This window comes from Streptomyces yongxingensis, from assembly GCF_055597465.1.
In genome coordinates this window covers 9,638,914-9,661,680 of record NZ_CM145717.1, presented here as the reverse complement: position 1 = coordinate 9,661,680, position 22,767 = coordinate 9,638,914, and the positions used below count along the sequence as shown (strand labels likewise).

Below are 22,767 nucleotides of genomic sequence, written 5' to 3'. Positions count from 1 at the left end.
AACACGGCCGTCGAGTAGCCCGGACGGTCAATCACCAAACGCGACAAAGCGCTACACATGTCCGAGGGTCCTGGTGCGCCTGGCCGCCGACCGCCCGAACGCGGCGGCCGAGCGGTGCCGCACCAGCCCCGCCAGCCAGTGCGCGCCGGCCACGGGGGGGATGACGACGCTGGTCAGGGCCATCGTGGCGATCTCCTCCGGGGTGCGCGGGCCGGGCCGGATCCGGGCCAGGGCGAATTCGGCGGTCCCGGCCAGCCACAGCGCCGCGCCCGCCGTGGCCGCCCGCCGCCGGCCCGCCAGGGCGCCGGTCAGGGCGGCGGCACCGGCCGCCGCGATGGCCAGATGGCGGGGCAGCCGGCCGCGCGGGGCGCCTGCCCGGGCCCACCAGCCGCGGCCGTGGACCTTGGCCATCAGCACGTCGTCCGCGTTCCCCGCCTGGGTGCGCACCGACACCCAGCGGTCCGCCGGGCGCACCGGATGGACCGTGGCCCGCGATCCCCGCTCCAGCCGCCACCCGGCGGCCATGACCCGCAGCGCCAGGTCGGCGTCCTCACGGAAGGCGCGCGGAAACCGCTCGTCGAACCCCCCGACCGCGGCCAGCGCGGCCCGCCGGTACGCCATGTCGGCGGTGATCCAGCGGGCGGAGGCGAGCCCCGCGGTGTTGCGCTCCCAGTCGGTGGGCCTGCGGTCCTCCGGCAGCGGAACGGTGATCCGCGCCTGGACCCCGCCGGTGCCGGGACCGGCCGCCGCCAGATCGGCGGCGAGGTCGTCCGCCCAGGTGGGGCCGGGGACCACATCGTCGTCGAGGAAGACCGTCCAGGGCTCGGGGGCGGCCCGCCAGCCGATGTTGCGCGCGGCGGCCGGCCCGGCGGCGCAGCCGGGCGCGATCTCCACCAAGGGCACGAGTTCGGCCGGGATGTCGGCGGGCAGCGGGGTGCAGTCCTCCAGCGGCCGGTCGTCCACGAGGACGATCCGCCGGGGCGCGGGGCCCTTGGCGTCGGCGAGCGCCCGCAGAGTCACGGAGAGACTGGGGCGACCCAGCGTCGGGATGACCACGGCGTACCCGGGTCCGTCGGTCCGCTCTCCGGTGTCCGTCATACCTGGCTCCTCCCACGGCAGGGGTCGGTGCGGCTCATGTGCGATGGGCACGGGCCGGTGCGGCTCATAGGCGATACGTGACCCCGCGTCAGATGTCCTCGTGCGCGGCCGTGTCCGGGCGGCCACCCGCGAAGAAGGCGCCCCGGCGGATCACGAACGGCCCGATCGCCAGCAGGTCGACGGGGGCGGAGCCGAAGCACTCCAGGGCGTCGCGCGGGTCGTCGACCATCGGCCGGCCCGAGGTGTTGAGGCTGGTGTTGACGACCACCGGCAGCCCGGTGCGCCGTTCGAACGCGCTCAGCAGGCGGGCCACCAGCGGTTCACCGGCGGAGTCGACGGTCTGGATGCGGGCCGTGCCGTCCACGTGCACCACGGCCGGGATACGGTCCCGCCACTCCGGCGCGACCTCGTGCACGAAGAGCATGTACGGGCTGGGCAGCGGGCCGTCGAAGATCTCGGCCGCGCGCTCGGCGCGCACCATCGGGGCGACCGGCCGGAACTGCTCCCGCCCCTTGACGTCGTTCAGCCGCTCGAGGTTTCCCGAGCAGCCGGGGTGGGCGAGCAGCGAGCGGTGGCCGAGCGCCCGGGGCCCGTACTCGGAACGCCCCTGGAACCAGGCGACGATCGCGTCGTCCGCGAGCGCCTCCGCCACCGTCTCGGCCACATCGGCCGGGCGCTCAAAGGGCACCGCGGCCGTCTTCAGCCATGCCTCCAACTCGGCGTCCGACCAGCGGCGCCCGAGGTCGGCCCCGGCCATCGGCTCGGGCCGGTCGCCGCCCCGCGCGCACAGGTGGAGGGCGCCGCCGAGCGCGGTGCCCGCGTCCCCGGCGGCGGGCTGGACCCAGACCCGGCCGAACGGGCCCTCGCGGGCGATACGGGAGTTGGCCACGCAGTTGAGCGCCACTCCCCCGGCCAGGGTCAGCACCCGGTCGTGGGTGCGCCCGTGCAGCCAGCGCACCAGGTCGAGCAGCGTCTCCTCCAGACACGCCTGGGCGCTGGCCGCGAGATCGGCGTGCGGCTGCGACCACGCCTCGCCGGGGCGCAGCGGGGGGCACAGCTCGGCCCAGGGCACCCCGGTGGCGTGGAAGCCGCCTTCGCCGGTGGCGTACACATACCGCCGCAGCTCGTCCAGCATCCGCGGGGTGCCGTAGGAGGCGAGGGCCATCACCTTGTACTCGTCGCTGGAGCGCAGGAAGCCCAGGTGCTCGGTGAGTTCCTCGTAGACCAGCCCCAGGGAGTGGGGCAGTTCCTGGCCGTGGAGCGGCTCCAGCCGGTCGCCGACGCGGCGCGCTGCGAGATGGGAGGTGGCCTCCCCGCGTCCGTCGAGGACGAGGACGGAGCTGGTGTCGGCGTCGGGCGCGGCGAGCGCGCTGGAGGCGGCGTGCGCCATGTGGTGGGGCACGAACCGCACCGCGTCCGGGTCCAGCCCGGGCAGGGCGGTGCGCAGGAAGCCGGGGGCCTCGCGGGCGTAGGTGAGCCGCAGGTGGTCCCAGGGGTCGTCCAGGCCCATGGACGCGGCGGGGCGGGCGAGGGCGGGGTCGAAGGAGTAGGCGACGGCGTCCAGGTCCTCAGGGCGCAGCCCCGCCTGCTCCAGGCACCAGGCCGCCGCCTTCTCCGGGAGCTCCCAGGCGGAGAACGGCACCGGCCGTTTGCCGTGTTTGCGCCGGGAGAACCGCTCCTCCTCGGCGGCGGCGACGGTACGGCCGTCGATGACCAGGGCGGCGGCCGGGTCGTGGAAGAGGGCGTTGATGCCGAGGATGCGCATGGGCGTGACCTTTCGGCGGCCCGGGGCCGCTGCGGAAGGGAGGTGTGCGGGCGGTTGTGCGAGGGGGTCAGGCGGCCTGGCGCCGGAACCAGTCGATGGTGCGGGCCAGCCCCTCGTCGGCGGGGACGACCGGTGCCCACTGGAGCTTGCCGCGGGCGAGCGTGATGTCCGGGCAGCGGACGGCGGGGTCGTCGGTGGGGCGGCCGATGAACTCGACGGTGGAGCGCGAACCGGCCAGTTCGATGATCTTGCGGGCGAGGTCCAGCATGGTGATCTCGTCCGCGTTGCCGATGTTGACCGGTCCGAGGAGGTCGGAGCCGGCCATGGCGAGGATGCCGCGCACGGTGTCGTCGATGTAGGCGAGCGAGCGCGTCTGGCTGCCGTCGCCGGTGACCGTGAGGGGTTCACCGGCCAGCGCCTGCCGGATGAAGGTGGGCACGGCCCGCCCGTCGTGTCCGCGCATCCGCGGGCCGTAGGTGTTGAACAGCCGCACGATGCCGGTGTCCGTCCCGTTCGTCCCGGCCTCGGCGCAGGTCAGGGCCTCGCCGAAACGTTTGGCCTCGTCGTAGACGCTGCGCGGCCCGACGGGGTTGACATTGCCCCAGTAGCGCTCGTTCTGCGGATGCTGCTGCGGGTCGCCGTACGCCTCGGAGGTGGAGGCCAGGACGAAGCGCGCCTCGTGGTGGCGGGCCAGGGCCAGGGCGTTGCGGGTGCCGAGGCTGCCGGTCTCCAGGGTGTGCAGCGGCAGCCGCAGATAGTCGGCCGGGGAGGCGGGGGACGCGAAGTGCAGGACGAGATCGGCGGGCCGCTTCACCTCGAACGGCTCGGTGACATCGGCGTGCTGCAGGGTGAAGCCGGGCCGGTCCATCAGGTGGGCCACGTTGTCCGGGGTTCCGGTGCAGAAATCGTCCACACAGGTCACGGCCGTGCCCTGGTCGAGAAGCGCCGCGCACAGATGCGAACCGACGAATCCGGCTCCACCGGTGACCACGGCGTGCGCCCAGGTACGGACGGGGACGACGGAGTCGGTCCGCTCCATGGCCCCTCCCTTCCTTCGCGTTGGGGCCCCACCCCAGTACCCGCGACGAAAGGAAACAATCAGGGCACATCCCCCGTCCCTCCCCCGACCAGGTCACCCGATGGGGGAAAGGTCCTGGTGGGACACCGGCGCGGCAGCGCGTTCCGCCGCGGCGGGCTCGACGGGAACGGGGGTGGCCGGCACGCGGCGGGAAGCGGTGCGGCGGGCGTGGACCAGCGTGCCCGCGCCGATGACGGCCGCGATGATCAGTCCACCGGCCACCAGGGCGCCGCGCGGCCCCGCCCACTCCATGAGCAGCCCCAGCAGGGGCGGACCGGCCAGGCCCCAGGCCGTCTGCGCGGTGCGCCACACGCCGAGCACCCGGCCGCGCATCCCGGGCGGCGGATCCGTCTGGAGCACCGTGGTACCGGCCGTGTCGGAGACCGACTCGGCCACCGCCATCGGGGCCACCAGCACCAGCAGCGGAATCAGCCCCGGCGACAGCCCGGCCACCGCCTGGAGCAGCGCCCCGGCGGCGGCGAGCGCGCCCACCATGCGCACCGACGGCCGCTGCATCCGCCCCGCGAGGACCGCGCCCGCGATCCCGCCCACGGCCAGGACGGTGGCCACGGTCCCGAAGTCCTCGGAGCTGCCGGCCAGCGGGCCGGTGACCAGGACCGCCAGGGTCAGTCCGTAGTTCCGGCCGAAGACGGCGCTCACCGCCGTGATCACGGTGAGGGCGACCAGACGGGGCCGCTTGACGAAGAAGGCCAGCCCGTCGCGGGCACCGGCACCGGAGAACCGGTCCCGGCGCACGGCGGGCGGGTCCGCGGTGGCGGCCGCGCCCGGGTGGGGGCGCAGGAAGGGGATGACGGCCGCGACACACAGGAACGACAGCCCGTTGGCGGCGTAGGCGGCCGCGGTGCCGAGCGTCCCCACCGCGACCCCCGCGCAGGCCACGCCGATGAGCCGGCCGGCGCTGCTGACGACGGAGCCCAGGGCGATCGCCGAGGGGACGTCGTCGGGCGGCACCAGATCGTTGCCGAGCAGGGCGCAGGCGGGCGCGTCCACGGTGGCGACGAGCCCGGTCACCGCGGCGAGCACCATCAGCGAGACCACGTTGAGCAGGTCGAACGCGACCAGGGCGGCCGTGACGAAGGCGACGAGGCCCAGCACCGCCTGGCTGACGGCCGCGGTGAGCTTGCGCGGCCAGGCGTCCACCACCGCTCCCCCGAGCAGCCCCATGAGCAGCCCGGGGGCGGCCTGTACGGAGAGGGAGAGCCCGGTGGTGGCGGCGGAGCCGGTGATGTGCAGCACCAGCAGGTTCTGCACGGTCAGCTGCATCCAGGTGCCGACGTTGGACACCAGGTTCGCCGCCGACCACCACCGCATGGCCCCGTGGCGCAGACTGCGCCACGGGGTGCGTGTGCCCCGCTCCCGGGAGCGGGGCCTGGGTATGAGGGGCGGCAGGGAGGTGGTCATGGCGACGTCAGGGCGGGTTTCCGGGTGCGGGGGAGGGATGAAGAGCGCCCGTGTCCGGGGCCCGGCTGACACGGGTTGCCGTACGTCAGCGACGACCCATGCTCACAGACGGCTCCCCAGGACGTGGAATCCGCCCGGGGTGGCTTTCCTCACAAACCGGCATATGCCCTGCTCAGGGTGGCGGTAAGGGACGCCTCCGGGCCGGGCGCACAGCAGTGGCGGGGATCGCCTACGCGGCCGTCGCGCGCCGCACACCGTAGGCCGCGGCGCCCAGGGCCAGCACCACCACGCCGGAGATCACCGAGGAGACCGGCAGGGCGAAGGCCAGCAGCAGACAGCCGGCCAGCCCGAGCCCGGGCACGATCCGCGGTGGGCGGCCCTCGGCCGGGGTGAGGGTCCACGCGGAGGCGTTGGCCACGGCGTAGTAGGCCAGCACCCCGAACGAGGAGAACCCGATCGCGCCACGCAGATCCGCCGTCGCCGCCAGGACCGCCACCACCGCGCCCACGGCCGACTCGGCGCGGTGCGGCACCGCGAACCGGGGGTGCACGGCGGCCAGCGCGGGCGGCAGGTGCCGGTCGCGGGCCATGGCCAGGGTGGTGCGGGAGACGCCCAGGATCAGCGCGAGCAGCGACCCCAGCGCGGCCACCGCGGCGCCCGCCCGCACCACCGGCGCCAGCCCCGGGAGCCCGGCGGCGCGCACGGCGTCGGCCAGCGGGGCGCCCGCCGCGCCCAGCCCGCCACTGCCCAGCACGGTCAGCACGGCGATCGCCACCGCCGCGTAGACGGCCAGGGTGATGCCGAGCGCGAGGGGGATGGCGCGGGGGATGGTGCGCGCCGGGTCGCGGACCTCCTCGCCGAGGGTGGCGATCCGGGCGTATCCGGCGAAGGCGAAGAACAGCAGGCCGCCCGCGCGCAGCACCCCGCCGAAGGAGGCGTCGCCGCCGATCTCCAGCCGTGCGGCGTCCGCCTCCCCGGAGGTGAGGAGGGCGACGACCACGGCGGCCAGCACCGCGAGCACGACGGCCACGATCGCCCGGGTCAGCCAGGCGGCCTTGTGCACCCCCACGTAGTTGACGGCCGTCAGCGCCACCACGGCCGCCACCGCCACCGCGTGCGCCTGCGCGGGCCAGACGTAGGAGCCGACGGTCAGGGCCATCGCCGCGCAGGAGGCGGTCTTGCCCACCACGAACCCCCAGCCGGCCAGATACCCCCAGAAGTCACCCAGCCGCTCACGGCCGTAGACATAGGTGCCGCCCGACCGCGGATAGCGCGCGGCCAGCCGCGCGGAGGAGGTGGCGTTGCAGTACGCCACCGCCCCGGCGGCCACCAGGCCGAGCAGCAGCCCGGTCCCCGCCTCCCGCGCCGCGGGCCCCAGCGCCCCGAAGATGCCCGCCCCGATCATCGACCCCAGACCGACCACGACCGCGTCGAAGACCCCGAGGCGCCGCCGCAACTCCCCCGGTCCGGCGGGGGTGTTCACCGTGTCCCCCATCGCTCAGCCCCGGTCCGGGGAGGAGGCGGTGACGGATCCGAGGGCGCGCGGCAGCGGGAGTTGGCGGGAGACGGCGTCGTGCATGTGCTCCAGTATGGGGCCGGGTTTCGGCCACCGGCCGCGCTTCGGCCGGTCTTCCCGCTCGACGCCGTTCGGGCCGAGCGGGGGTCCGCCCTTCGCCCGCCGCTCTACGATGGGGACATGCCGGTCAGCGAACCCTCCTCAACTGCGACCCGGTCGCATACGCATCCCAGCGGCGCGGCGCAGTTCGCCACGGCGGCCAATGTCTTCTCACTGCTGTCCGACCCGACCCGGCTGCATCTGGTGTGGTCCCTCGCCCGGGGGGAGGCCGATGTCAACACCCTCACCGAGGCCAGCGGCGCGGCCCGCCCGGCGGTCAGCCAGCATCTGGCCAAGCTCCGGCTGGCCGGGCTGGTCCAGGTGCGCAAGGAGGGCCGCCGCTCGGTGTACTCCCTCCACGACGGCCATCTGCGCCGGCTGGTCACCGAGGCCGTCAACCACGCGGACCACATGGTCACCGGGGCCCCGCCGCACGACTGAGCCCCACGGGGGCGGACCTCCGTCTCGGGGTGGCACTCACCCGGCGTGGTGGGCCAGCAGGCGATGCGGGTCCTCCGCACCCGGCCCGGGGGCCGGATCGGTGTGCACCAGGGCGGCGGTCAGCCGGGGCACCGCGTGGAGGAGGGCGTGTTCGGCCCCGACCGCCACATCGTGCGCCGCCCGCAGCTCCAGATCGCCGTCCACCTCGACCGTGACCTCGGCGCGCAGCCGGTGGCCGATCCAGCGCATGCGGAGTTCGGTCACGCCGAGCACTCCGGGGACCGCTCGCAGGGCGGCCTCGCCCGCGTCGACCACCGCCGGGTCGACGGAGTCCATCAGCCGCCGGAACACCTCGCGCGCCGCGTCCTTGAGGACGAGCAGGATCGCGGCGGTGATGGCCAGGCCGACGAGCGGGTCGGCGAGCTGCCGGCCGAGCGCCGCGCCGCCCGCGCCCAGCAGCACGGCCAGGGAGGTGAAGCCGTCGGTGCGGGCGTGCAGCCCGTCGGCGACCAGGGCCGCCGAGCCGATCCGCCGCCCGACCCGGATCCGGTGCCGGGCCACCCATTCGTTGCCGAGGAAGCCGAGGACCGCCGCGATCGCGACGACGCCCGGATGGGACATCGCTCGCGGGTGCAGCAGCCGCTCCACGGCCTCGTACGCGGCCAGGGCCGCCGAGGCGGCGATGGCCAGGACGATGACGATCCCGGCCAGGTCCTCGGCCCGGCCGTAGCCGTAGGTGAACCGGCGGTTCGCCGCGCGGCGCCCCAGGACGAACGCCACGCCGAGCGGCAGCGCGGTCAGCGCGTCGGCGGCGTTGTGAACGGTGTCGCCCAGCAGCGCCACCGAGCCGGACAGCACGACGACCGCGGCCTGGAGGACGGCGGTGGCGCCCAGGACGGCGAGGGAGAGCCACAGGGCGCGCATGCCCTCGGCCGAGGACTCCAGCGCGGAGTCGACCTTCTGCGCCGACTCGTGGGAGTGCGGTTTCAGCAGATGCGCGAGCTGGTGCCGGCGGTGGTGGTGCCGGTGTCCGTGGTGATGGGACTCCATGCCGCCATTATGTGCATACACGCGCACGCATGCACTCGTTGAGCCGGAAAGACTTCGCCGGACCGCGAAAGCACCCTCCGGACCGCGGAAGACTTCGGCTCCGACCGGTCTTGCCAATGTTTTGGCAAGCATTGACAAGGTTGCGCAACGGTGAAGACCATGCCACATGCCGTTCATCCACCCCACCTCGTCACACCGGTAACGGGCTGCCATGGCCCCCACCCTGACCGATGTCGCCAAGGGCGCCAATGTCGCGCTGTCCACGGCGTCCCGGGCGTTCAGCGACCCCGGCCGGCTCGGCCCCCATACCCTGCGCAAGGTGCTGACCGTCGCGCAGGAGCTGGGGTACGAGCCGCCCGTGGCGCGTACCGCCGAGAGCGCCACCGCGGCCCGGGCCGAGACCGCCACCGTGGCGCTCGTCGTCCCCGATATCGCCAACCCTGTCTTCGGGGCCTTCGTCAAGGCCGCACAGGGCGAGTGCCGCCACCGCAGGCAGACCGTCGTCCTCGCCGACACCGACCTCGACCCGGACCGTGAGCGCGAGGTCCTCGCACACCTGAGGGAGCGGGCGGACGGCCTGGTCGTGTGCTCTCCCCGGCTGGACGCGGACGATGTGCTCGACATCTGCGGCCGCACCCCCGCCGTGCTGGTCAACCGCGAAACGTCCGGCACCGACTGTGTGCTCGCCGACGCCGCCCACGGCATGCGCCAGGCCGTGGAATACCTCGCCGCCCTCGGACACCGGCGGATCGCCTACGTCCAGGGCATGCGGCGCTCCTGGTCCAACGCCCACCGCGTCGACCTCATCCGCACCGAGACCGAACGCACCGGGCTGGACCTGGAGTTGCTGGGCTGGCAGTCCGAGACGGTGGCGGGTGGCACCGCCGCCGCCGCGAGCGTCATGGCCTCGGGCGCCTCCGCCGTCATCGCCCACAACGACCTGATGGCGTTCGGCGTGCTGACCGGCGCCCGGGCGCTCGGGCTGAGCGTGCCCGGGGACCTCAGCGTCATCGGGTTCGACGACATCCCCTTCGCCGAGGTCTCCCAGCCGTCCCTGACCAGCGTCGCCGTGCCGATGGCCCGCGCCGGGGCGCTCAGCCTGCAGATGCTGGGGCAGGTCCTCGCGGGCGAGCGGCAGATCCCGCGTACGCACCGGCTGCCCACCCAGCTCATCGTGCGCGACTCCACCGGCCCCGCCACCACCCGCACCCCCCGGCACCGGCCCGCCGCGGCCACGACGCCCGCCATCCCCGCCACGGTCACGACGCCCGCCACGGATATCACGCCCGCGACGCCCGCCACCCCCGCCACCAAGGACGCCTCATGACCGCCGACCCCCTGACCGTGGTGGTCGCCGACCCCAATCTCGCCCCGCTGCGCGCCGAGTTCGAGGCCGCCCTCCCCCACGGCACGGTCGTCCACTGGCCCGACCCCCGGCACACCGAGGCGGTCGAAGCCGCCATGGCGGACGCGGACGTCCTGGTGTCGGGCCGGTGCACCGCCACCATGGCCGCGGCCGCCACCCGGCTCCGGCTGGTCCACGCCGCCGGAGCCGGGACGGACACCATCGACATCGCCGCGCTGGCGCCGGGCACCCAGGTGGCGAACACCTTCCACCACGAGAACGCCATCGCCGAATACACCGTGTCCGCCACGGTCCTGATGCGCCGTGGCTTTCTGCGCCAGCACACCGCACTGCGCCGGGAAGCACACTGGGACACCCCCGCCCATGACCCACGGGCACCCTGGGCCGAGGACCTGACCGCCGCCACCGTCGGGTTCGTCGGCTTCGGGCACATCGGGGCCCGCTGCTGGCGGCTGTTCCAGGCGTTCGGCGCGCGGGGCATCGCCGTCACCCGGAGCGGGGACGTGGACGCGGCCGCCCACGGACTGCTGTGGTCCGGGACCGTCAAGGACCTCGACGCCCTGCTGGAGAGCTCCGACGCCGTGGTGGTGTCGGTGCCGCTCACCGAGGACACCACCGGGCTGATCGGCGCGGCCGAGCTGTCCCGGATGCACCCGGACGCGATCCTCGTCAACGTCGGCCGTGGCCCCGTCGTGGACGAGGACGCGCTGTACGAGGCGCTGAGCGACCGCACCATCGGCGGCGCCGCGATCGACGTCTGGTACCGCTACCCGGCCGACGGCCACACCGCCGCCCCCGGCAAGCACCCCTTCGACACGCTGGACAACGTGCTGATGACCCCTCACTCCTCGGGCCTCACCCGCCAGACCTTCAGCCACCGCACCGCCGACATCACCGCCAACATCCGCCGCCTCGCCACGGGCGAACCGCTCCACAACGTGGTGGCGGTGGCCCCGTGACGACGACCGACACCATCACCGCCGTCGACGTCCTCGTCACCAGCCCGGGGCGCAACTTCGTCCTCCTCAAAATCACCACCGCGGACGGCGTCACCGGCTGGGGCGACGCCACCCTCAACGGCCGCGAACTCGCCGTCGCCTCCTATCTGCGCGACCACCTCGCACCCCTCCTCATCGGCCGCGACCCGGCCCGCATCGAGGACACCTGGCAGTACCTCTATCGCGGGGCCTACTGGCGGCGCGGACCGGTGACCATGACCGCCATCGGCGCGGTGGACATCGCGCTGTGGGACATCAAGGGCAAGACCACCGGACAGCCCGTCTACCAACTGCTGGGCGGCGCGGTCCGCGACCGGATCCTCTCCTACACCCACGCCACCGGCTGGGACCTCCCCCAACTGCTGGAGTCCATCGAGGCACGGCGGGACCGCGGCTTCCGCGCCGTACGGGCCCAAAGCGGCGTCCCCGGCCTGGAGATGGTCTACGGGGTCAGCAGGAACGGCACCGGATACGAACCGGCCGGCCGGGGCGCCGCCCCCGTCGAGGAGACCTGGGACACCGACGCCTACCTCCGCCACGTCCCCCGCGTCCTCACGCGGATACGCGAACACGTGGGCCCCGAGCTGAAACTGCTCCACGACACCCACCACCGGCTCACCCCCGGCGAGGCCGCCCGGCTCGGCCGCGCCCTGGAACCGGCGGACCTCTTCTGGCTGGAGGACGTCACCCCCGCCGAGAACCAGGAGGTACTGCGGCACATCCGGCACCACACCACCGTCCCGCTGGCCATCGGCGAGGTGTTCAACACCGTCTGGGAGTGCCAGACGCTGATCACCGAGCAACTGGTCGACTTCATCCGCACCTGTGTGAGCCACGCGGGCGGCATCAGCCACCTGCGGCGCATCGCCACCCTCGCCGACCTCTGGCAGGTGCGGCTCGGACCGCACGGCCCCTCGGACATCTCCCCCGTCGCCCTCGGCGCCTCACTCCACCTCGGCCTGGCCACCCCCAACTTCGCCATCCAGGAGTACATGGGCTACGAACCCCTGGTCCACGAGGTGTTCCGGCACGCCTGGTCCTACGCCGACGGCCACCTCCACCCCGGCGACGCACCCGGCATCGGCGTCGAGATCGACGAGGAACTCGCCGCCCGCCACCCCTACGAACCCGCCTATCTGCCGGTCGCGCGACGGCTCGACGGCTCGATGACGGACTGGTGACCCGATGCCCCACGCCCTCCCCCGCCTCCGCCGCGCCACCGCACCCGCGGCCGCCTTCACCCTCCCCCGTCCGCCCGCCGAAACCGGCATCGTCCACCTGGGCCTCGGCAACTTCCACCGCGCCCACCAAGCCGTCCACACCGCCGCCGCACTGCGCCACACCGACGGCCCCTGGGGCATCCTCGGCGTCGCCAGCCACTCCGCCACCGTGGCACGGGCGATGCGCGACCAGGAGATGGCCTACGCGGTCGTGGAGATCTCCCCCGACGACACCCGCGTCACCGTCCCCGCCGTGCACACCGGCGCCCTGGTGGCCACCGAGCAGCCCGACGACCTCCTCGACGCCCTCGCGGCCCCCGCCACGGCCGTCATCACCCTGACCGTCACCGAACACGGCTACACCTTCTCCCCGCGCACCGGCGGCCTCGACCTCGACGCCCCCGCCGTCCGGGCCGACCTGCGCGGCGATACGCCACCACGGACCACCATCGGCCAGATCGTCCGCGGCCTCCAGCGCCGCAGGCGCGCCCACGCCCGGCCCGTCACCGTGCTCAGCTGCGACAACCTCGTCGGCAACGGAGCCCAGACCAGGCGGCTCGTCCACGAGTTCACCCAGGCCCTCCCGGCGGCCGAACGCGACGACCTCGCGCCCTGGCTGGAATCCGCGGTGACCTTCCCCAACTCCATGGTCGACCGGATCGTCCCCGCCACCACCGACACCTACCGCGAAGCCGTCGCCACCCACCTCGGCGTACGCGACACCGTCCCGGTGCCGGCCGAACCCTTCAGCATGTGGGTCATGGAGGACCGCTTCGCCGCCGGGCGCCCGCGCTGGGAAACCGGCGGGGCGCTCTTCACCGACGACGTCGAACCCTACGAACTGCTGAAGCTGCGGCTGCTCAACGGCACCCACTCCCTCATCGCCTACCTCGGCGCACTGGACGGACGGGAGACCATCCCGGACGCCACCGCCCGGCCGTTCATCGCCGAAGCCGCCCGCGCGGTACTCCACGACGACTACCTGCCGACCCTCACCGTGCCCGCCGACATCGACCCCGACCACTACACCGGGCAGCTCTTCGACCGCTGGGCCAACACCGCCCTGGGCCACCGCACCCGGCAGGTCGGCTCCGACGGCTCGGTCAAACTGCGCCAACGGGTCCCCGAACCCGCCCTGTTCCATCTGCGGGCCGGACGCATGCCCCACCATCTGGCGCTCACCGTCGCCGCGTATCTGTGCTGCGTGGCACCGCGCCCCGGCTTCTCCCCCGGCCCCCACGCCACCGCGATGGCGGACCCCGCCCGGGAGACGCTCGCCACCCTCGCCGGGCGGAGCTCCACCGCCTCCGGACCGTCCTTCGTCGAGGCCGTCCTGGACAGCGGACTGCTCGGCGACGGACTGAGAGACCACCCGGACTTCGCCGCCCGGGTCTCCGAGCTGATCGACCTCATCGTCCGCCACGGGCCCGCCGCCGCGGCCGCCGACGCCGCAGGGGCTCTCCGGACCCCCGCCCACCGCTGACCCCGTCCCCTGTCCGCCCACTTCCCCCGCCCCCTTTCACCTGCCCTCCTCCCCGCCGCTCCGCTGCATCGATCCGTTCAAGGAGGCATGGATCATGGACAGCAACTTCACCCCCGCCACGACGCGTCCCCCGTCACCGGCCACCTCCCCCTCCGCCCCCTCCGCCCCTTCCGAACCACCCGCCGACCCCCGCGCGGTGCGCCGCGCCGCCCTGGCCGGTCTCATCGGCACCGCGCTCGAGCAGTACGACTTCGTCATCTACGGCACCGCCTCGGCGCTGATCTTCAGCGATCTGTTCTTCCCCAACGCCTCACCGTCCGTGGGCATCCTGGCCAGCTTCAGCACCTACGCCGTGGGCTTCGCCGCCCGCCCGCTCGGCGGGCTCTTCTTCTCCCGCTACGGCGACCGCCTCGGCCGCAAGTGGGTGCTGGTGGCGACCCTGCTCCTGATGGGCGGCTCCACCCTCGCCATCGGACTGCTGCCGACCTACAACGAGGTGGGGCTGCTCGCCCCGATCCTGCTGCTCATCTGCCGTATGGGGCAGGGCTTCGGGGCCGGGGCCGAGCAGTCCGGCGGCGCCACCCTGCTCACCGAGACGGCCGCCCCCGGACGCCGCGGCAGACTGTCCTCCCTCGTCATGACCGGCGCCGCGCTGGGCACCGCCCTGGGCGCGGTGGCCTGGATCCTCGCCCAACGCCTGCCCGACGACGCCCTGATGAGCTGGGGCTGGCGGCTGATCTTCGGCAGCAGCCTCTTCGTGACCCTGATCGCCCTGGTGCTGCGCCGCAAGCTCGACGAGAGCCCGGTCTTCACCGAGCTCAAGGAGCGGCGGGAGCGGCCCGCCTCACCGGTGAAGGAGGTCTTCCGGCACGGCCGGAAGCCCATGCTGCTGGCGCTGTTCATGAACTTCGGCGTCAGCACCCAGTCGTACACCTACCAGGTCTTCATGGCCTCCTACCTGGTGTCCAGCGTCGGCGTCGACAAGGACTTCGTCCCCCAGGTGCTGCTGATCGGGGCCCTGTGCGGCGGTCTCGCGGCCATCTGCTTCGGCACGCTCTCCGACCGCCTCGGGCGGCGCCCGGTGTACTCCACCATCGCCGCCGCGCTGGTGCTGCTGCCCGCCCCGACCTTCATCGCGCTGAACACCGGCTCACACGTGGCGATCACCGTGGCCATCGTCATCGGCTTCATCCTGGCCTGCCACGGCTCGGTCGGCGTCCAGATGAGCTACTTCCCCGAACTGTTCGGCAAGCGCTACCGCTACGCGGGCGTCACGCTGGGCCGGGAGTTCTCCTCGCTGATCGGCGGCGGGGTCGCGCCGCTGATCTGCAGCGCGCTCCTCACCGCGTTCTCCGGCTCCTGGATACCGGTCGCCGTCTATATGTCGCTGGTCACGGCGGTCAGCCTCGTCGCCACCCGGATGTCCCCGGAAACCCTCGACCGCGACCTGAACACCGCGGCCGACAGCACCGAGCCGGTGTGCCGGTGAGGTCCTAGCGCGACCCGTAGGGCAGCAGCGCCAGCTCCCGCGCGTTCGTGATCGCACGGGAGGTGGCGCTGCTGCCGCGCGCTGACCCGGGTCACCCGGCGGCTGCGTATACCCATGGCCACAGCATACACCGAAGTGGTTTTCGTTTTCATTTAGCTGCTACGCTGCCGCGGCATCCACACACCACACGACCGAACGGAGAACCATGTCCGCCCACTGCCAGCTCACCGGCCGGCAGCCCGGCTTCGGGCACCACCTCTCGCACTCCCACCGCCGCACCAAGCGCCGGTTCGACCCCAACGTGCAGCGCAAGCGCTACTGGCTGGCGAGCGAGGGCCGCCACATCCGGCTCACCCTCAGCACCAAGGCCATCAAGACCATCGACGCGATCGGCATCGAGGCCGCCGTGGCCCGTATCCGCGCCCGGGGAGGGAAGGTCTGATGGCCAAGAAGAGCAAGATCGCCAAGAACGAGAAGCGCCGGGTGATCGTGGCCCGCCACGCCGAGCGCCGCGCCGAACTGAAGGCGGTCATCGCCGATCCCAGGACCCCGGCGGAGGAACGGCTCGACGCCCAGCGGGAACTGCGCCGCCAGCCCCGCGACGCCAGCGCCACCCGCGTACGCAACCGCGACTCCATCGACGGCCGCCCCCGCGGCCATCTGCGCGCCTTCGGCCTCTCGCGGATCCGGCTGCGCGAAATGGCACACGCGGGCGAACTGCCCGGGGTGACCAAGAGCAGTTGGTGACCGCCCGCCGGGCCGGATCACCCCGTTGACCTGTGCCGTTTGGCACACTTTTTCGTCCGTCGACGCCGACGGTCCCTCCGTCGACGCCGACGGGCGTCCGGCTACGGAGCGTCGACGAGGCGGAGGTCACCGTCGACGGGCGGCAGAAAGAAATCGGCCACCTCCGCGTCGGTGACCTCGGCGAGAGCCGCCGGGGTCCAGCGGGGGCGGCGGTCCTTGTCGATCACCTGGGCGCGGATGCCCTCGATGAGGTCCGGGCGGGACAGGGCCGCGCAGGAGACGCGGTACTCCTGCTCCATGACGCGCTCCAGCGACCCGAGCGCCCGGGCCCCGCGGACGGCGGCCAGCGTGACCTTCAGCGCCGTGGGGGACTTCGCGAGGAGGGTCTCGGCGGTCTCCTTGGCGGCCGGTTCCCCGACGGCCATCAGCCGGTCCACGATCTCCTCGACGGTGTCCGCCGCATAGCAGTGGTCGATCCACTCCCGCCGGCCGTCCAGGGTCCCGGCCGGGGCCTCGACGGCGTACCGGGGCAGGACGTCCGCCACCGGCTCCGCGGCCAGGTCCCGGGTCAGCGCGGGCAGCTGCCCGGAGGGGACGACATGGTCGGCCAGCCCGCAGCGCAGGGCGTCGGCGGCGTCCACCGACGCTCCCGTGAGAGCCAGATGCGTCCCCAGTTCGCCCGGTGCGCGGGCCAGCAGATGGGTGCCGCCGACGTCCGGTACGAAGCCGATCGTGGTCTCGGGCATGGCCACCCGGGAGCGCTCGGTGACGATCCGCACGCCGCCGTGGGCCGAGATCCCGACACCGCCGCCCATCACGATGCCGTCCATCAGGGCCACATACGGCTTGGGGTAGCGGGCGATCCGGGCGTTGAGCGTGTACTCGTCGCGCCAGAACGCCCGCGAGGCCGCGCCGCCGCCCGAGGTCACGTCCTGGTGGATCAGGCGGATGTCGCCGCCCGCGCACAGCCCGCGCTCCCCCGCCCCGTCGATCACCACGGTCTCGACGGCCGGGTCCCGCTCCCAGGCGGTGAGGGCCTCGGCGATGCGGGTCACCATCGGATGGGTGAGGGCGTTGAGGGCGCGGGGCCGGTTGAGGGTGAGATGTCCGGCGCGGCCCTCGACGCGCGTCAGCACGGCGTCGTCGTCGGTCAGGCGGTCGGTCACGCGGTCGGTCACGGAGTCGGTCACGAGGTGTTCGTTCCTTCCGGCGTCTGGTGCGTTCGCGGATCACCGGCGATCCGTCACCGCCGATCCTCTCAGCGGGCCCTCGGCCCGCCGCGGCCGCGCCCTCCATGCGGCCGTGCGGCCGTGCGGCCGTGCGGCACAAAACCCTCTGGACACCCGCCGCCCCGCCGGGGAGGGTTGGCGCAGCCCACCCCTGACCCCACGAGGACCCGTCTGATGAGTGCTCATCCGCTGCCCACCAGCACCCCCGCCGCCGAGGGCGTGGACGCGCGGGGCGTCCACGCCTTCCTCGACGCCGTCGAGGGCGCGCCGGACATCGAGCCGCACAGTCTGATGATCCTGCGCCACGGCCGGCTGATCGCCTCCGGCTGGTGGGCGCCGTACACCGCCGAGCGGCCGCATCTGCTCTACTCCCTCAGCAAGAGCTTCACCTCCACGGCGGCGGGGCTGGCCGCCGCCGAGGGGCTGCTGGACCTCGACGCTCCCGTGATCTCGTACTTCCCCGAGTTCGAGGCGGAGATCACCGATCCGGGCAGCCGCGCCATGCTGGTACGCCATGTCGCGTCCATGGCCAGCGGACACCTCGAGGAGACCCTGGAGCGGGCGTTCGGGCTGGACCCGGAGGAGCCCGTGCGCGGCTTCCTGCGGCTTCCGCCGGATCGCGCGCCGGGCACCGTCTTCGCGTACAACCAGCCCGCCACGTACACGCTCGCCGCGATCGTCCAGCGGGTGACCGGGCGGTCGCTGACGGAGTATCTGCGACCGCGCCTGTTCGATCCGCTGGGCATCGGCGAGGCGGCCTGGCTCCAGGTGCCGGCCGGGCGCGACATCGGCTTCAGCGGGCTGTTCGCGGCCACCGACGCGATCGCCCGGCTGGGGCTGCTGTATCTGCGGGGCGGTGAGTGGGAGGGCGAGCGGCTGCTTCCGGCCTCCTGGGTCGCCGAGGCGACGCGGCTGTGGATCCCGACCGAGGAGGCCATGGCAGGCGGCTCGGGGCCGGACTGGCGGCGGGGGTACGGGCTCCAGTTCTGGATGTCCCGGCACGGGTACCGGGGCGACGGGGCGTACGGGCAGTTCTGCCTGGTGCTGCCCGAGCACGATGTGGTGATCGCCACGACGGCGGACACCGAGCGGATGCAGGCCGTCCTGGACGCGGTCTGGGAGCATCTGCTGCCCGCGTTCGGCGACGCGCCGCTCACCGGCCGCGAGGACGAGGACGCCGCGCTGGAGCGGCGGCTGTCCCGGCTCGCCCTGCCGCCGCTGGCGGCGAAGCCCGCGCCGCTCGCGGACCCCGGCGCCTGGTCGGGCGCGGAGTTCTCCCCCGAAGGCGGCGTCTGCGCGGACCAGCCGACCCTGACCGGGGTCACCGTGGCCGAGGACGGCTCCGGCGGATGGGCCGTCTCGCTGGCCGAGCGGGCGTCCCGGCTGGACCTGGGGTTCGACGGCGCGGGGTGGCGGGTGCACACCGGGCCGGAGGCGCCCGTCCCCACGGCGGTGAGCGGGGGCTGGACGGACCCGGACTCGCTGACCGTGGACATCGCGTTCCTGGAGACCCCGCATCACCTGCTGGTCACCTGCTCCCTCGCGGACCGCGTCTTCACCGCGCGGTGGCGCACGACACCGCTGCACCGCGGACCGCTGCACGCCATGCGCGCGCCGGGGCCGCGTTGACTCGTTCCGCCGGTCTGACCACGGTACGGCCCGGGTCCGGGGTACCCCCGGCGCCGCCGTGGTCGTGGATCTGTCACGGGTCCGGGAGAGCACGGCGGGGGGGGTGTGCGGGGTCTGCCGCGCTGTGCGCGGCCCCTGTCCGAGGCCGGAGCCCCGCTGCTCCTCGCCGGGGCCGCCGACGACGTGTGCGCCCGGCCGGTGGTGGCGGACATCACCACCGACCGCGTCTTCTCCGACACCGCCCACGATCCTGCTCGACCTGGCCACCCGGGCGGGGCTGGGGCTGGAGTGGCACGGGCGCACGGTCGTGCTGGACGCGCTCGAAGACCCGCACCGGCGCGCCCTCGCCGCGGCCCGCGGAGCGGCTCCCCGGCGGCCGTCTCTTGGGAGTCCTCCCGGCGGGTACCCGTCGGAGTCGTGACAGCGCTGCTCGGGGCCCGGCGTCGGGAGGACGACCATGGCTGTACCGGCCGCGACCCGCTCCGGCGGCATCCACGCGCCGCCGTGGCTCGGGATCTACCTCAACGACCATCTGGTGGCCGCCACGGCAGCGGTCGGGCTGGCCCGCCGGATGACCCGCAGACACCGGCGCTCGGCCTACGGCGGCGAGCTGGCGAGGCTCACCGCGGAACTCGTCCAGGACCGCAGGTCGCTGCTGTGGTGCATGGCCTCGCTCGACGTCCCCGTCCGCCGCGGCAAGCTCCGCGCGTCGCGGGCGGCCGAGCGCACGGCGCGGCTGGCGCCGGGCAGCCGACCGCGGCGGCGCACCGGGGTGAACACGCTGGTGGGGCTGGAGGCGCTCCGGGTGGGCGTGGAGGGCAAGGCGCTGCTGTGGCGCTCACTGCTCGCCGTGGCCGTCCATGACACCCGGCTCCAGACGGGCCGCCTCGCGGAGCTGCTGGAGCGGGCCGGGCAGCAGCTCACCGCCCTGGACTCGCTGCACTCCCGGGCCGCCTCGGCGCTGATCGCGGCCGAGGGGCCGGTGTAGGGCCCTTCTGACGGATCTCCGCGGCGTCGCGACGCCCGGCACGCCCTCTCGCCGCACCGTGCGAAAACCCAAGTAGCTCCGCTACGAGGGCTTCACGCTCCCCCAGCTACCGCTGGGAGGTGCCCCCCTGACGCCGCTCCTTCTTCCACGGAGATCCGTCAGAAGGACTAGGCGGCGGCCGGTTCGCCCGCCTCCCCTTCCCGCCTCACCCGCCCACTTCGGGCCACCCGCTTCAGACGGTCGCCGGTGGGCACTCGGGAACGATGACCGAACTTCCTGGCGCGCCCGAGTCGTACTGGATGGACACCGCCCCGCCCGGCACCCCCCACCCGGCCCTGACCGAGGACCTGGAGGTCGATGTCGCCGTGATCGGTGCCGGGATCGCGGGGCTCAGCACCGCGTGGGAGCTGACCCGCGCCGGGCGCCGGGTGGCGGTGCTGGAGGCGGACCGGATCGCCGCGGGCGTCACCGGCCACACCACGGCCAAGCTCACGGCGCTGCATTCGCTGATCTACGACCGGTTGCGGCGCACCCGCGGGCCGGAGGGCGCGCGGATGTACGCCCAGTCGCAGTCGGACGCCGTCGAGCGGGCGGCGGCGATCGCGGCCGAACTCGGCGTCGACTGCGATCTGGAGCGCGTCCCGGCCTTCACCTACACCGAGGACCCGGCGCGCGCTGACACCATGCGCGCCGAGGCGGACGCCGCGAGCGAGGCGGGGCTGCCCGCCTCGTACGTGACCGAGACCGGGCTGCCCTTCCCGGTCGCGGGCGCGGTCCGGGTCGAGGGAGGGGCGCAGTTCCATCCGCGCACCTACCTCCTCGGGCTCGCCGAGGACCTGCGCGCCCGCGGCGGGCGGATCCACGAGCACACCCGCGCCACCGGCCTGGAGGAGGGCACCCCCTGCCGGGTCACCACGGAGGGCGGGGCGGTGGTGACGGCCGGGGACGTGGTGATCGCCACCCACTACCCGGTGTTCGACCGGGCGCTGCTGTTCGCCCGGCTCTCGCCGCGCCGCGAACTCGTCGTGGCCGGGCCCCTTCCCGCCGACCGGGATCCGCAGGGCGCGTACATCACCCCGGACCAGCGCACCCGGTCGGTGCGCACCGCGCCGTACGGCGACGGGCGACGGCTGCTGATCGTGACCGGCGAGACCTTCACCCCCGGCACCGGGGACACCCCCGAGCGCTTCGAGCGGCTGGCGGGCTGGGCCCGGGAGCGCTTCCCCGGCGTGGAGATCACCCACCGCTGGGCCGCCCAGGACAACGACCCCACGGACACCGTGCCGATGGTCGGCCCCTTCCACCCCGGCGCGCGCCACACCTACGTCGCGACGGGCTTCGCGGGCTGGGGCCTGAGCGGCGGCATCATGGCGGGCCGGCTGCTCACCGCGCTCATCGGCGGTGAGCGGCCGGAGTGGGCCGGGCTGTACGACCCCCGGCGGCTGGGGACCGCGCTGCGCGAGGCCCCCGCGCTGATCAGCCACCAGGTCCACGTCGGGAGGCATTTCGTCGGCGACCGGCTGAGCACGTTGAGCACCCCGGGGGCCGACTCGGCCGACCGGATCGCCCCGGGCACCGGGGCCGTGGTCCGCCTGGACGGGCGGCGCCGCGCCGTCTACCGGGACGAGGACGGCACAGCCCACGCGGTCTCGGCCCGCTGCACCCATATGGGTTGTCTCGTGGCGTTCAACGCCGCCGAGCGGGCCTGGGAGTGCCCCTGCCACGGCTCCCGCTTCGGCACCGACGGCCGGGTGCTCCAGGGCCCGGCCAACCGGCCCCTGGAGCAGCGCGACATCTGACCCGCGGCGTCCGATGTTCCCGCGGGCTCTGTTGGATGAAACACGTACATGGCCCCCGGCCCCGGGGGTACACGCCTGGCGTCAACCCGTCGGCTGAGAAAGGACCACTGCCGTGCTGATGGCCCACCCGGTCGTACTTCAGAACCTCATCGAGCAGTACGAGACGCTGCGGATGCTGCACGCCGAATCGGGCGGCACCGAGGTACGACAGCGGATGGACGATCTCGCCTACACCCTGTGCGTCTCCACCGGGACGCGGGATGTGGACGCCGCCCTCATCGCCGCCCGGCACCGGCTGCCCGGCGCACGGGTGGAGGACGACTCGGCCCTCACGGCCGGGGCGGGCACACCGGGCGCCTGAGCCCGCCGCGGCCGCCTACAGGTGAAGGCGCCCCCGCCCGATCAGCCCTCGGCCCCCTTCGCCAGCTCGGAGAGGTCCATGGTCTGGTCGGCCGGCGGCGCCTTCACCGTGACCGGCTCGTTGAGGGCCGAGAAGGTGATGGTCATGTCGAGCGGGCCCTTGTCCCCCTCGCCGCGGACGCGGAACCGCTTGGTGTGGCCGTCCGGGTCGATCCACATGTCCATGGACAGCCGGTCGACCCCCATCTCCTCGTACGCCTTGAGGTTCTTCTCGCGGCGCTCGCGGGTCGCCGCGTCCTCGCCCTTCAGGCTCGCGCGCATCTGGCGGGAGGTGATGGTGCCCCGGTAGTGCGTCGTGCGCACTCCGTCGATGGTCTCCTCGCCGACCCGCTTCACATCGTCGGCGCCGGAGAGGAAGGCCGACTCGTCGGCCGGGTTCTTGTCGGCCTGGCGGGAGAGCGCACCGCCGCCCAGCGAACCGGTCGCCTTCTCGCCCAGCGCCGAGAGGTCCAGCTTGAGCCAGGTCTTGCCGTCCAGCCCGGCGGCGGCCTCCTTGCCCCCGTCGAGGTACATCGCCCCGTCGAGCATCCGGATCTCCACCGCCGCGTCCGCGCCCTGGCCGACCGCGCGCATCTTCATGCTGACGGCGACCGGCTTGACGCTCATCGCCGCCTCGCCCTCGATCCGCCCGTCCTCGGGGGTGCGGCCGCTCATGCGGTAGCGGAACGAGGTGAGCTTCTCGCTCTTCTCGGCGGCCGTGCGCACGGCCGCCGCCGGGGCCATCCGCACCTGCTCCGAGGACTTCTCCCCCGCCTTGCCCTCCTGCTTCCCGTCCGCGCCGGACGATCCGCAGCCGACCGCGCCGCCGCAGAGCAGCACGGCGGTGAGCACGGCACCGGCCGCACGGGCACCCCTGCCATGTCCGCCATGTACGACGATGGCCATAAACCCCACCCCTTGCAGAACTTCTGTTCGTTTCACTGTGATCCG

At 73.9% G+C, this 22,767-nt stretch carries 20 protein-coding genes and 1 pseudogene; 12 read left to right on the top strand and 9 right to left on the bottom strand.

From position 1 onward, the window contains the following. Positions 1-51: 51 nt before the first annotated feature. The 5 genes from ACZ6TD_RS41295 to ACZ6TD_RS41275 all read right to left on the bottom strand — a co-directional run bounded on the left by ACZ6TD_RS41295 (position 52) and on the right by ACZ6TD_RS41275 (position 6,858). The gene (locus ACZ6TD_RS41295; protein ID WP_471346429.1) at positions 52-1,098 is read right to left on the bottom strand and encodes a glycosyltransferase family 2 protein; all 1,047 of its coding nucleotides are present in this window, start codon (positions 1,096-1,098) and stop codon (positions 52-54) included. A gap of 88 nt (positions 1,099-1,186) precedes the next feature. Then, the gene (locus ACZ6TD_RS41290; RefSeq protein ID WP_471346427.1) at positions 1,187-2,863 is read right to left on the bottom strand and encodes a carbamoyltransferase family protein; all 1,677 of its coding nucleotides are present in this window, start codon (positions 2,861-2,863) and stop codon (positions 1,187-1,189) included. Positions 2,864-2,930: 67 nt separating this feature from the next. Further along, positions 2,931-3,902 (bottom strand): NAD-dependent epimerase/dehydratase family protein, encoded by a 972-nt coding sequence (locus tag ACZ6TD_RS41285; RefSeq protein WP_471346425.1) that lies wholly within the window; start codon positions 3,900-3,902, stop codon positions 2,931-2,933. A 93-nt stretch (positions 3,903-3,995) separates the two neighbouring features. After that, a complete protein-coding gene (locus ACZ6TD_RS41280) occupies positions 3,996-5,363 on the bottom strand; it encodes an MFS transporter (protein ID WP_471346423.1) in 1,368 nt (455 codons plus the stop codon). A 229-nt stretch (positions 5,364-5,592) separates the two neighbouring features. Then, the gene (locus tag ACZ6TD_RS41275) at positions 5,593-6,858 is read right to left on the bottom strand and encodes an APC family permease (protein WP_471346421.1); all 1,266 of its coding nucleotides are present in this window, start codon (positions 6,856-6,858) and stop codon (positions 5,593-5,595) included. A gap of 201 nt (positions 6,859-7,059) precedes the next feature. On the opposite strand from ACZ6TD_RS41275, the gene ACZ6TD_RS41270 reads away from it, so the two are divergent. Next, on the top strand, positions 7,060-7,419 hold the full coding sequence (locus tag ACZ6TD_RS41270; protein ID WP_164431515.1) for an ArsR/SmtB family transcription factor: 360 nt from the start codon (positions 7,060-7,062) through the stop codon (positions 7,417-7,419). A 36-nt stretch (positions 7,420-7,455) separates the two neighbouring features. Here ACZ6TD_RS41270 and ACZ6TD_RS41265 read toward each other — a convergent pair whose 3' ends face one another. Next, complete coding sequence (locus ACZ6TD_RS41265) at positions 7,456-8,469, bottom strand: cation diffusion facilitator family transporter (RefSeq protein WP_471346419.1); 1,014 nt, start codon at positions 8,467-8,469, stop codon at positions 7,456-7,458. Positions 8,470-8,680: 211 nt separating this feature from the next. On the opposite strand from ACZ6TD_RS41265, the gene ACZ6TD_RS41260 reads away from it, so the two are divergent. From ACZ6TD_RS41260 to ACZ6TD_RS41240, 5 genes are all read left to right on the top strand, one after another. Beyond that, positions 8,681-9,796, top strand: coding sequence for a LacI family DNA-binding transcriptional regulator (locus ACZ6TD_RS41260; RefSeq protein WP_471346417.1), 1,116 nt, complete (start codon positions 8,681-8,683; stop codon positions 9,794-9,796). Continuing rightward, on the top strand, positions 9,793-10,794 hold the full coding sequence (locus ACZ6TD_RS41255; RefSeq protein WP_471346415.1) for a 2-hydroxyacid dehydrogenase: 1,002 nt from the start codon (positions 9,793-9,795) through the stop codon (positions 10,792-10,794). The genes ACZ6TD_RS41260 and ACZ6TD_RS41255 overlap by 4 nt, the downstream gene beginning before the upstream one ends. Before the next feature lie 14 nt (positions 10,795-10,808). Beyond that, on the top strand, positions 10,809-12,014 hold the full coding sequence (manD, locus tag ACZ6TD_RS41250; protein ID WP_471358505.1) for a D-mannonate dehydratase ManD: 1,206 nt from the start codon (positions 10,809-10,811) through the stop codon (positions 12,012-12,014). 4 nt (positions 12,015-12,018) lie between these two features. Next, a complete protein-coding gene (locus ACZ6TD_RS41245) occupies positions 12,019-13,536 on the top strand; it encodes a mannitol dehydrogenase family protein (RefSeq protein WP_471346414.1) in 1,518 nt (505 codons plus the stop codon). Positions 13,537-13,630: 94 nt separating this feature from the next. Then, entirely contained in the window at positions 13,631-15,025 is a 1,395-nt protein-coding gene (locus ACZ6TD_RS41240; protein WP_471346412.1) for an MFS transporter, read from the top strand. Positions 15,026-15,029: 4 nt separating this feature from the next. On the opposite strand, the pseudogene ACZ6TD_RS41235 reads toward ACZ6TD_RS41240, so the two are convergent. After that, positions 15,030-15,135: pseudogene (locus ACZ6TD_RS41235) on the bottom strand (30S ribosomal protein S18); the annotation flags it as partial. A 95-nt stretch (positions 15,136-15,230) separates the two neighbouring features. Between ACZ6TD_RS41235 and rpmB the strand changes: the two are divergent. Further along, positions 15,231-15,467: a 50S ribosomal protein L28 gene (rpmB, locus tag ACZ6TD_RS41230; RefSeq protein ID WP_471346410.1), complete on the top strand. Its 237-nt coding sequence runs from the start codon at positions 15,231-15,233 to the stop codon at positions 15,465-15,467. Beyond that, positions 15,467-15,772, top strand: a complete 306-nt coding sequence (rpsN, locus tag ACZ6TD_RS41225; RefSeq protein WP_471346408.1) for a 30S ribosomal protein S14 — start codon at positions 15,467-15,469, stop codon at positions 15,770-15,772. Before rpmB ends, rpsN begins: the two co-directional genes overlap by 1 nt. A gap of 101 nt (positions 15,773-15,873) precedes the next feature. On the opposite strand, the gene ACZ6TD_RS41220 is transcribed toward rpsN, so the two are convergent. Continuing rightward, the gene (locus tag ACZ6TD_RS41220) at positions 15,874-16,962 is read right to left on the bottom strand and encodes an enoyl-CoA hydratase/isomerase family protein (protein WP_471346407.1); all 1,089 of its coding nucleotides are present in this window, start codon (positions 16,960-16,962) and stop codon (positions 15,874-15,876) included. A gap of 213 nt (positions 16,963-17,175) precedes the next feature. Between ACZ6TD_RS41220 and ACZ6TD_RS41215 the strand changes: the two genes are divergently transcribed. The 4 genes from ACZ6TD_RS41215 to ACZ6TD_RS41200 all read left to right on the top strand — a co-directional run bounded on the left by ACZ6TD_RS41215 (position 17,176) and on the right by ACZ6TD_RS41200 (position 21,778). Beyond that, entirely contained in the window at positions 17,176-18,630 is a 1,455-nt protein-coding gene (locus tag ACZ6TD_RS41215) for a serine hydrolase domain-containing protein (RefSeq protein WP_471346405.1), read from the top strand. A 457-nt stretch (positions 18,631-19,087) separates the two neighbouring features. After that, on the top strand, positions 19,088-19,618 hold the full coding sequence (locus tag ACZ6TD_RS41210; RefSeq protein ID WP_471346403.1) for a hypothetical protein: 531 nt from the start codon (positions 19,088-19,090) through the stop codon (positions 19,616-19,618). A gap of 263 nt (positions 19,619-19,881) precedes the next feature. Further along, on the top strand, positions 19,882-21,417 hold the full coding sequence (locus ACZ6TD_RS41205) for an FAD-dependent oxidoreductase (RefSeq protein ID WP_471346401.1): 1,536 nt from the start codon (positions 19,882-19,884) through the stop codon (positions 21,415-21,417). Positions 21,418-21,529: 112 nt separating this feature from the next. Then, entirely contained in the window at positions 21,530-21,778 is a 249-nt protein-coding gene (locus ACZ6TD_RS41200; protein WP_471346399.1) for a DUF5133 domain-containing protein, read from the top strand. A gap of 41 nt (positions 21,779-21,819) precedes the next feature. On the opposite strand, the gene ACZ6TD_RS41195 is transcribed toward ACZ6TD_RS41200, so the two are convergent. Further along, complete coding sequence (locus tag ACZ6TD_RS41195; protein WP_471346398.1) at positions 21,820-22,722, bottom strand: SCO4651 family lipoprotein; 903 nt, start codon at positions 22,720-22,722, stop codon at positions 21,820-21,822. Positions 22,723-22,767 lie beyond the last annotated feature (45 nt).

Bases quoted from the DNA above. Each gene is read 5' to 3' on its own strand.
- ACZ6TD_RS41210 (WP_471346403.1), top strand. From the start codon at position 19,088: ATGGCTGTACCGGCCGCGACCCGCTCCGGCGGCATCCACGCGCCGCCG.
- ACZ6TD_RS41280 (WP_471346423.1), bottom strand. From the start codon at position 5,363: ATGACCACCTCCCTGCCGCCCCTCATACCCAGGCCCCGCTCCCGGGAG.
- rpsN (WP_471346408.1), top strand. From the start codon at position 15,467: ATGGCCAAGAAGAGCAAGATCGCCAAGAACGAGAAGCGCCGGGTGATC.
- ACZ6TD_RS41295 (WP_471346429.1), bottom strand. From the start codon at position 1,098: ATGACGGACACCGGAGAGCGGACCGACGGACCCGGGTACGCCGTGGTC.
- ACZ6TD_RS41195 (WP_471346398.1), bottom strand. From the start codon at position 22,722: ATGGCCATCGTCGTACATGGCGGACATGGCAGGGGTGCCCGTGCGGCC.
- ACZ6TD_RS41285 (WP_471346425.1), bottom strand. From the start codon at position 3,902: ATGGAGCGGACCGACTCCGTCGTCCCCGTCCGTACCTGGGCGCACGCC.
- ACZ6TD_RS41290 (WP_471346427.1), bottom strand. From the start codon at position 2,863: ATGCGCATCCTCGGCATCAACGCCCTCTTCCACGACCCGGCCGCCGCC.
- ACZ6TD_RS41260 (WP_471346417.1), top strand. From the start codon at position 8,681: ATGGCCCCCACCCTGACCGATGTCGCCAAGGGCGCCAATGTCGCGCTG.
- ACZ6TD_RS41265 (WP_471346419.1), bottom strand. From the start codon at position 8,469: ATGGAGTCCCATCACCACGGACACCGGCACCACCACCGCCGGCACCAG.
- ACZ6TD_RS41215 (WP_471346405.1), top strand. From the start codon at position 17,176: ATGAGTGCTCATCCGCTGCCCACCAGCACCCCCGCCGCCGAGGGCGTG.
- ACZ6TD_RS41205 (WP_471346401.1), top strand. From the start codon at position 19,882: ATGACCGAACTTCCTGGCGCGCCCGAGTCGTACTGGATGGACACCGCC.
- ACZ6TD_RS41270 (WP_164431515.1), top strand. From the start codon at position 7,060: ATGCCGGTCAGCGAACCCTCCTCAACTGCGACCCGGTCGCATACGCAT.
- ACZ6TD_RS41240 (WP_471346412.1), top strand. From the start codon at position 13,631: ATGGACAGCAACTTCACCCCCGCCACGACGCGTCCCCCGTCACCGGCC.
- rpmB (WP_471346410.1), top strand. From the start codon at position 15,231: ATGTCCGCCCACTGCCAGCTCACCGGCCGGCAGCCCGGCTTCGGGCAC.
- ACZ6TD_RS41255 (WP_471346415.1), top strand. From the start codon at position 9,793: ATGACCGCCGACCCCCTGACCGTGGTGGTCGCCGACCCCAATCTCGCC.
- ACZ6TD_RS41245 (WP_471346414.1), top strand. From the start codon at position 12,019: ATGCCCCACGCCCTCCCCCGCCTCCGCCGCGCCACCGCACCCGCGGCC.
- ACZ6TD_RS41275 (WP_471346421.1), bottom strand. From the start codon at position 6,858: ATGGGGGACACGGTGAACACCCCCGCCGGACCGGGGGAGTTGCGGCGG.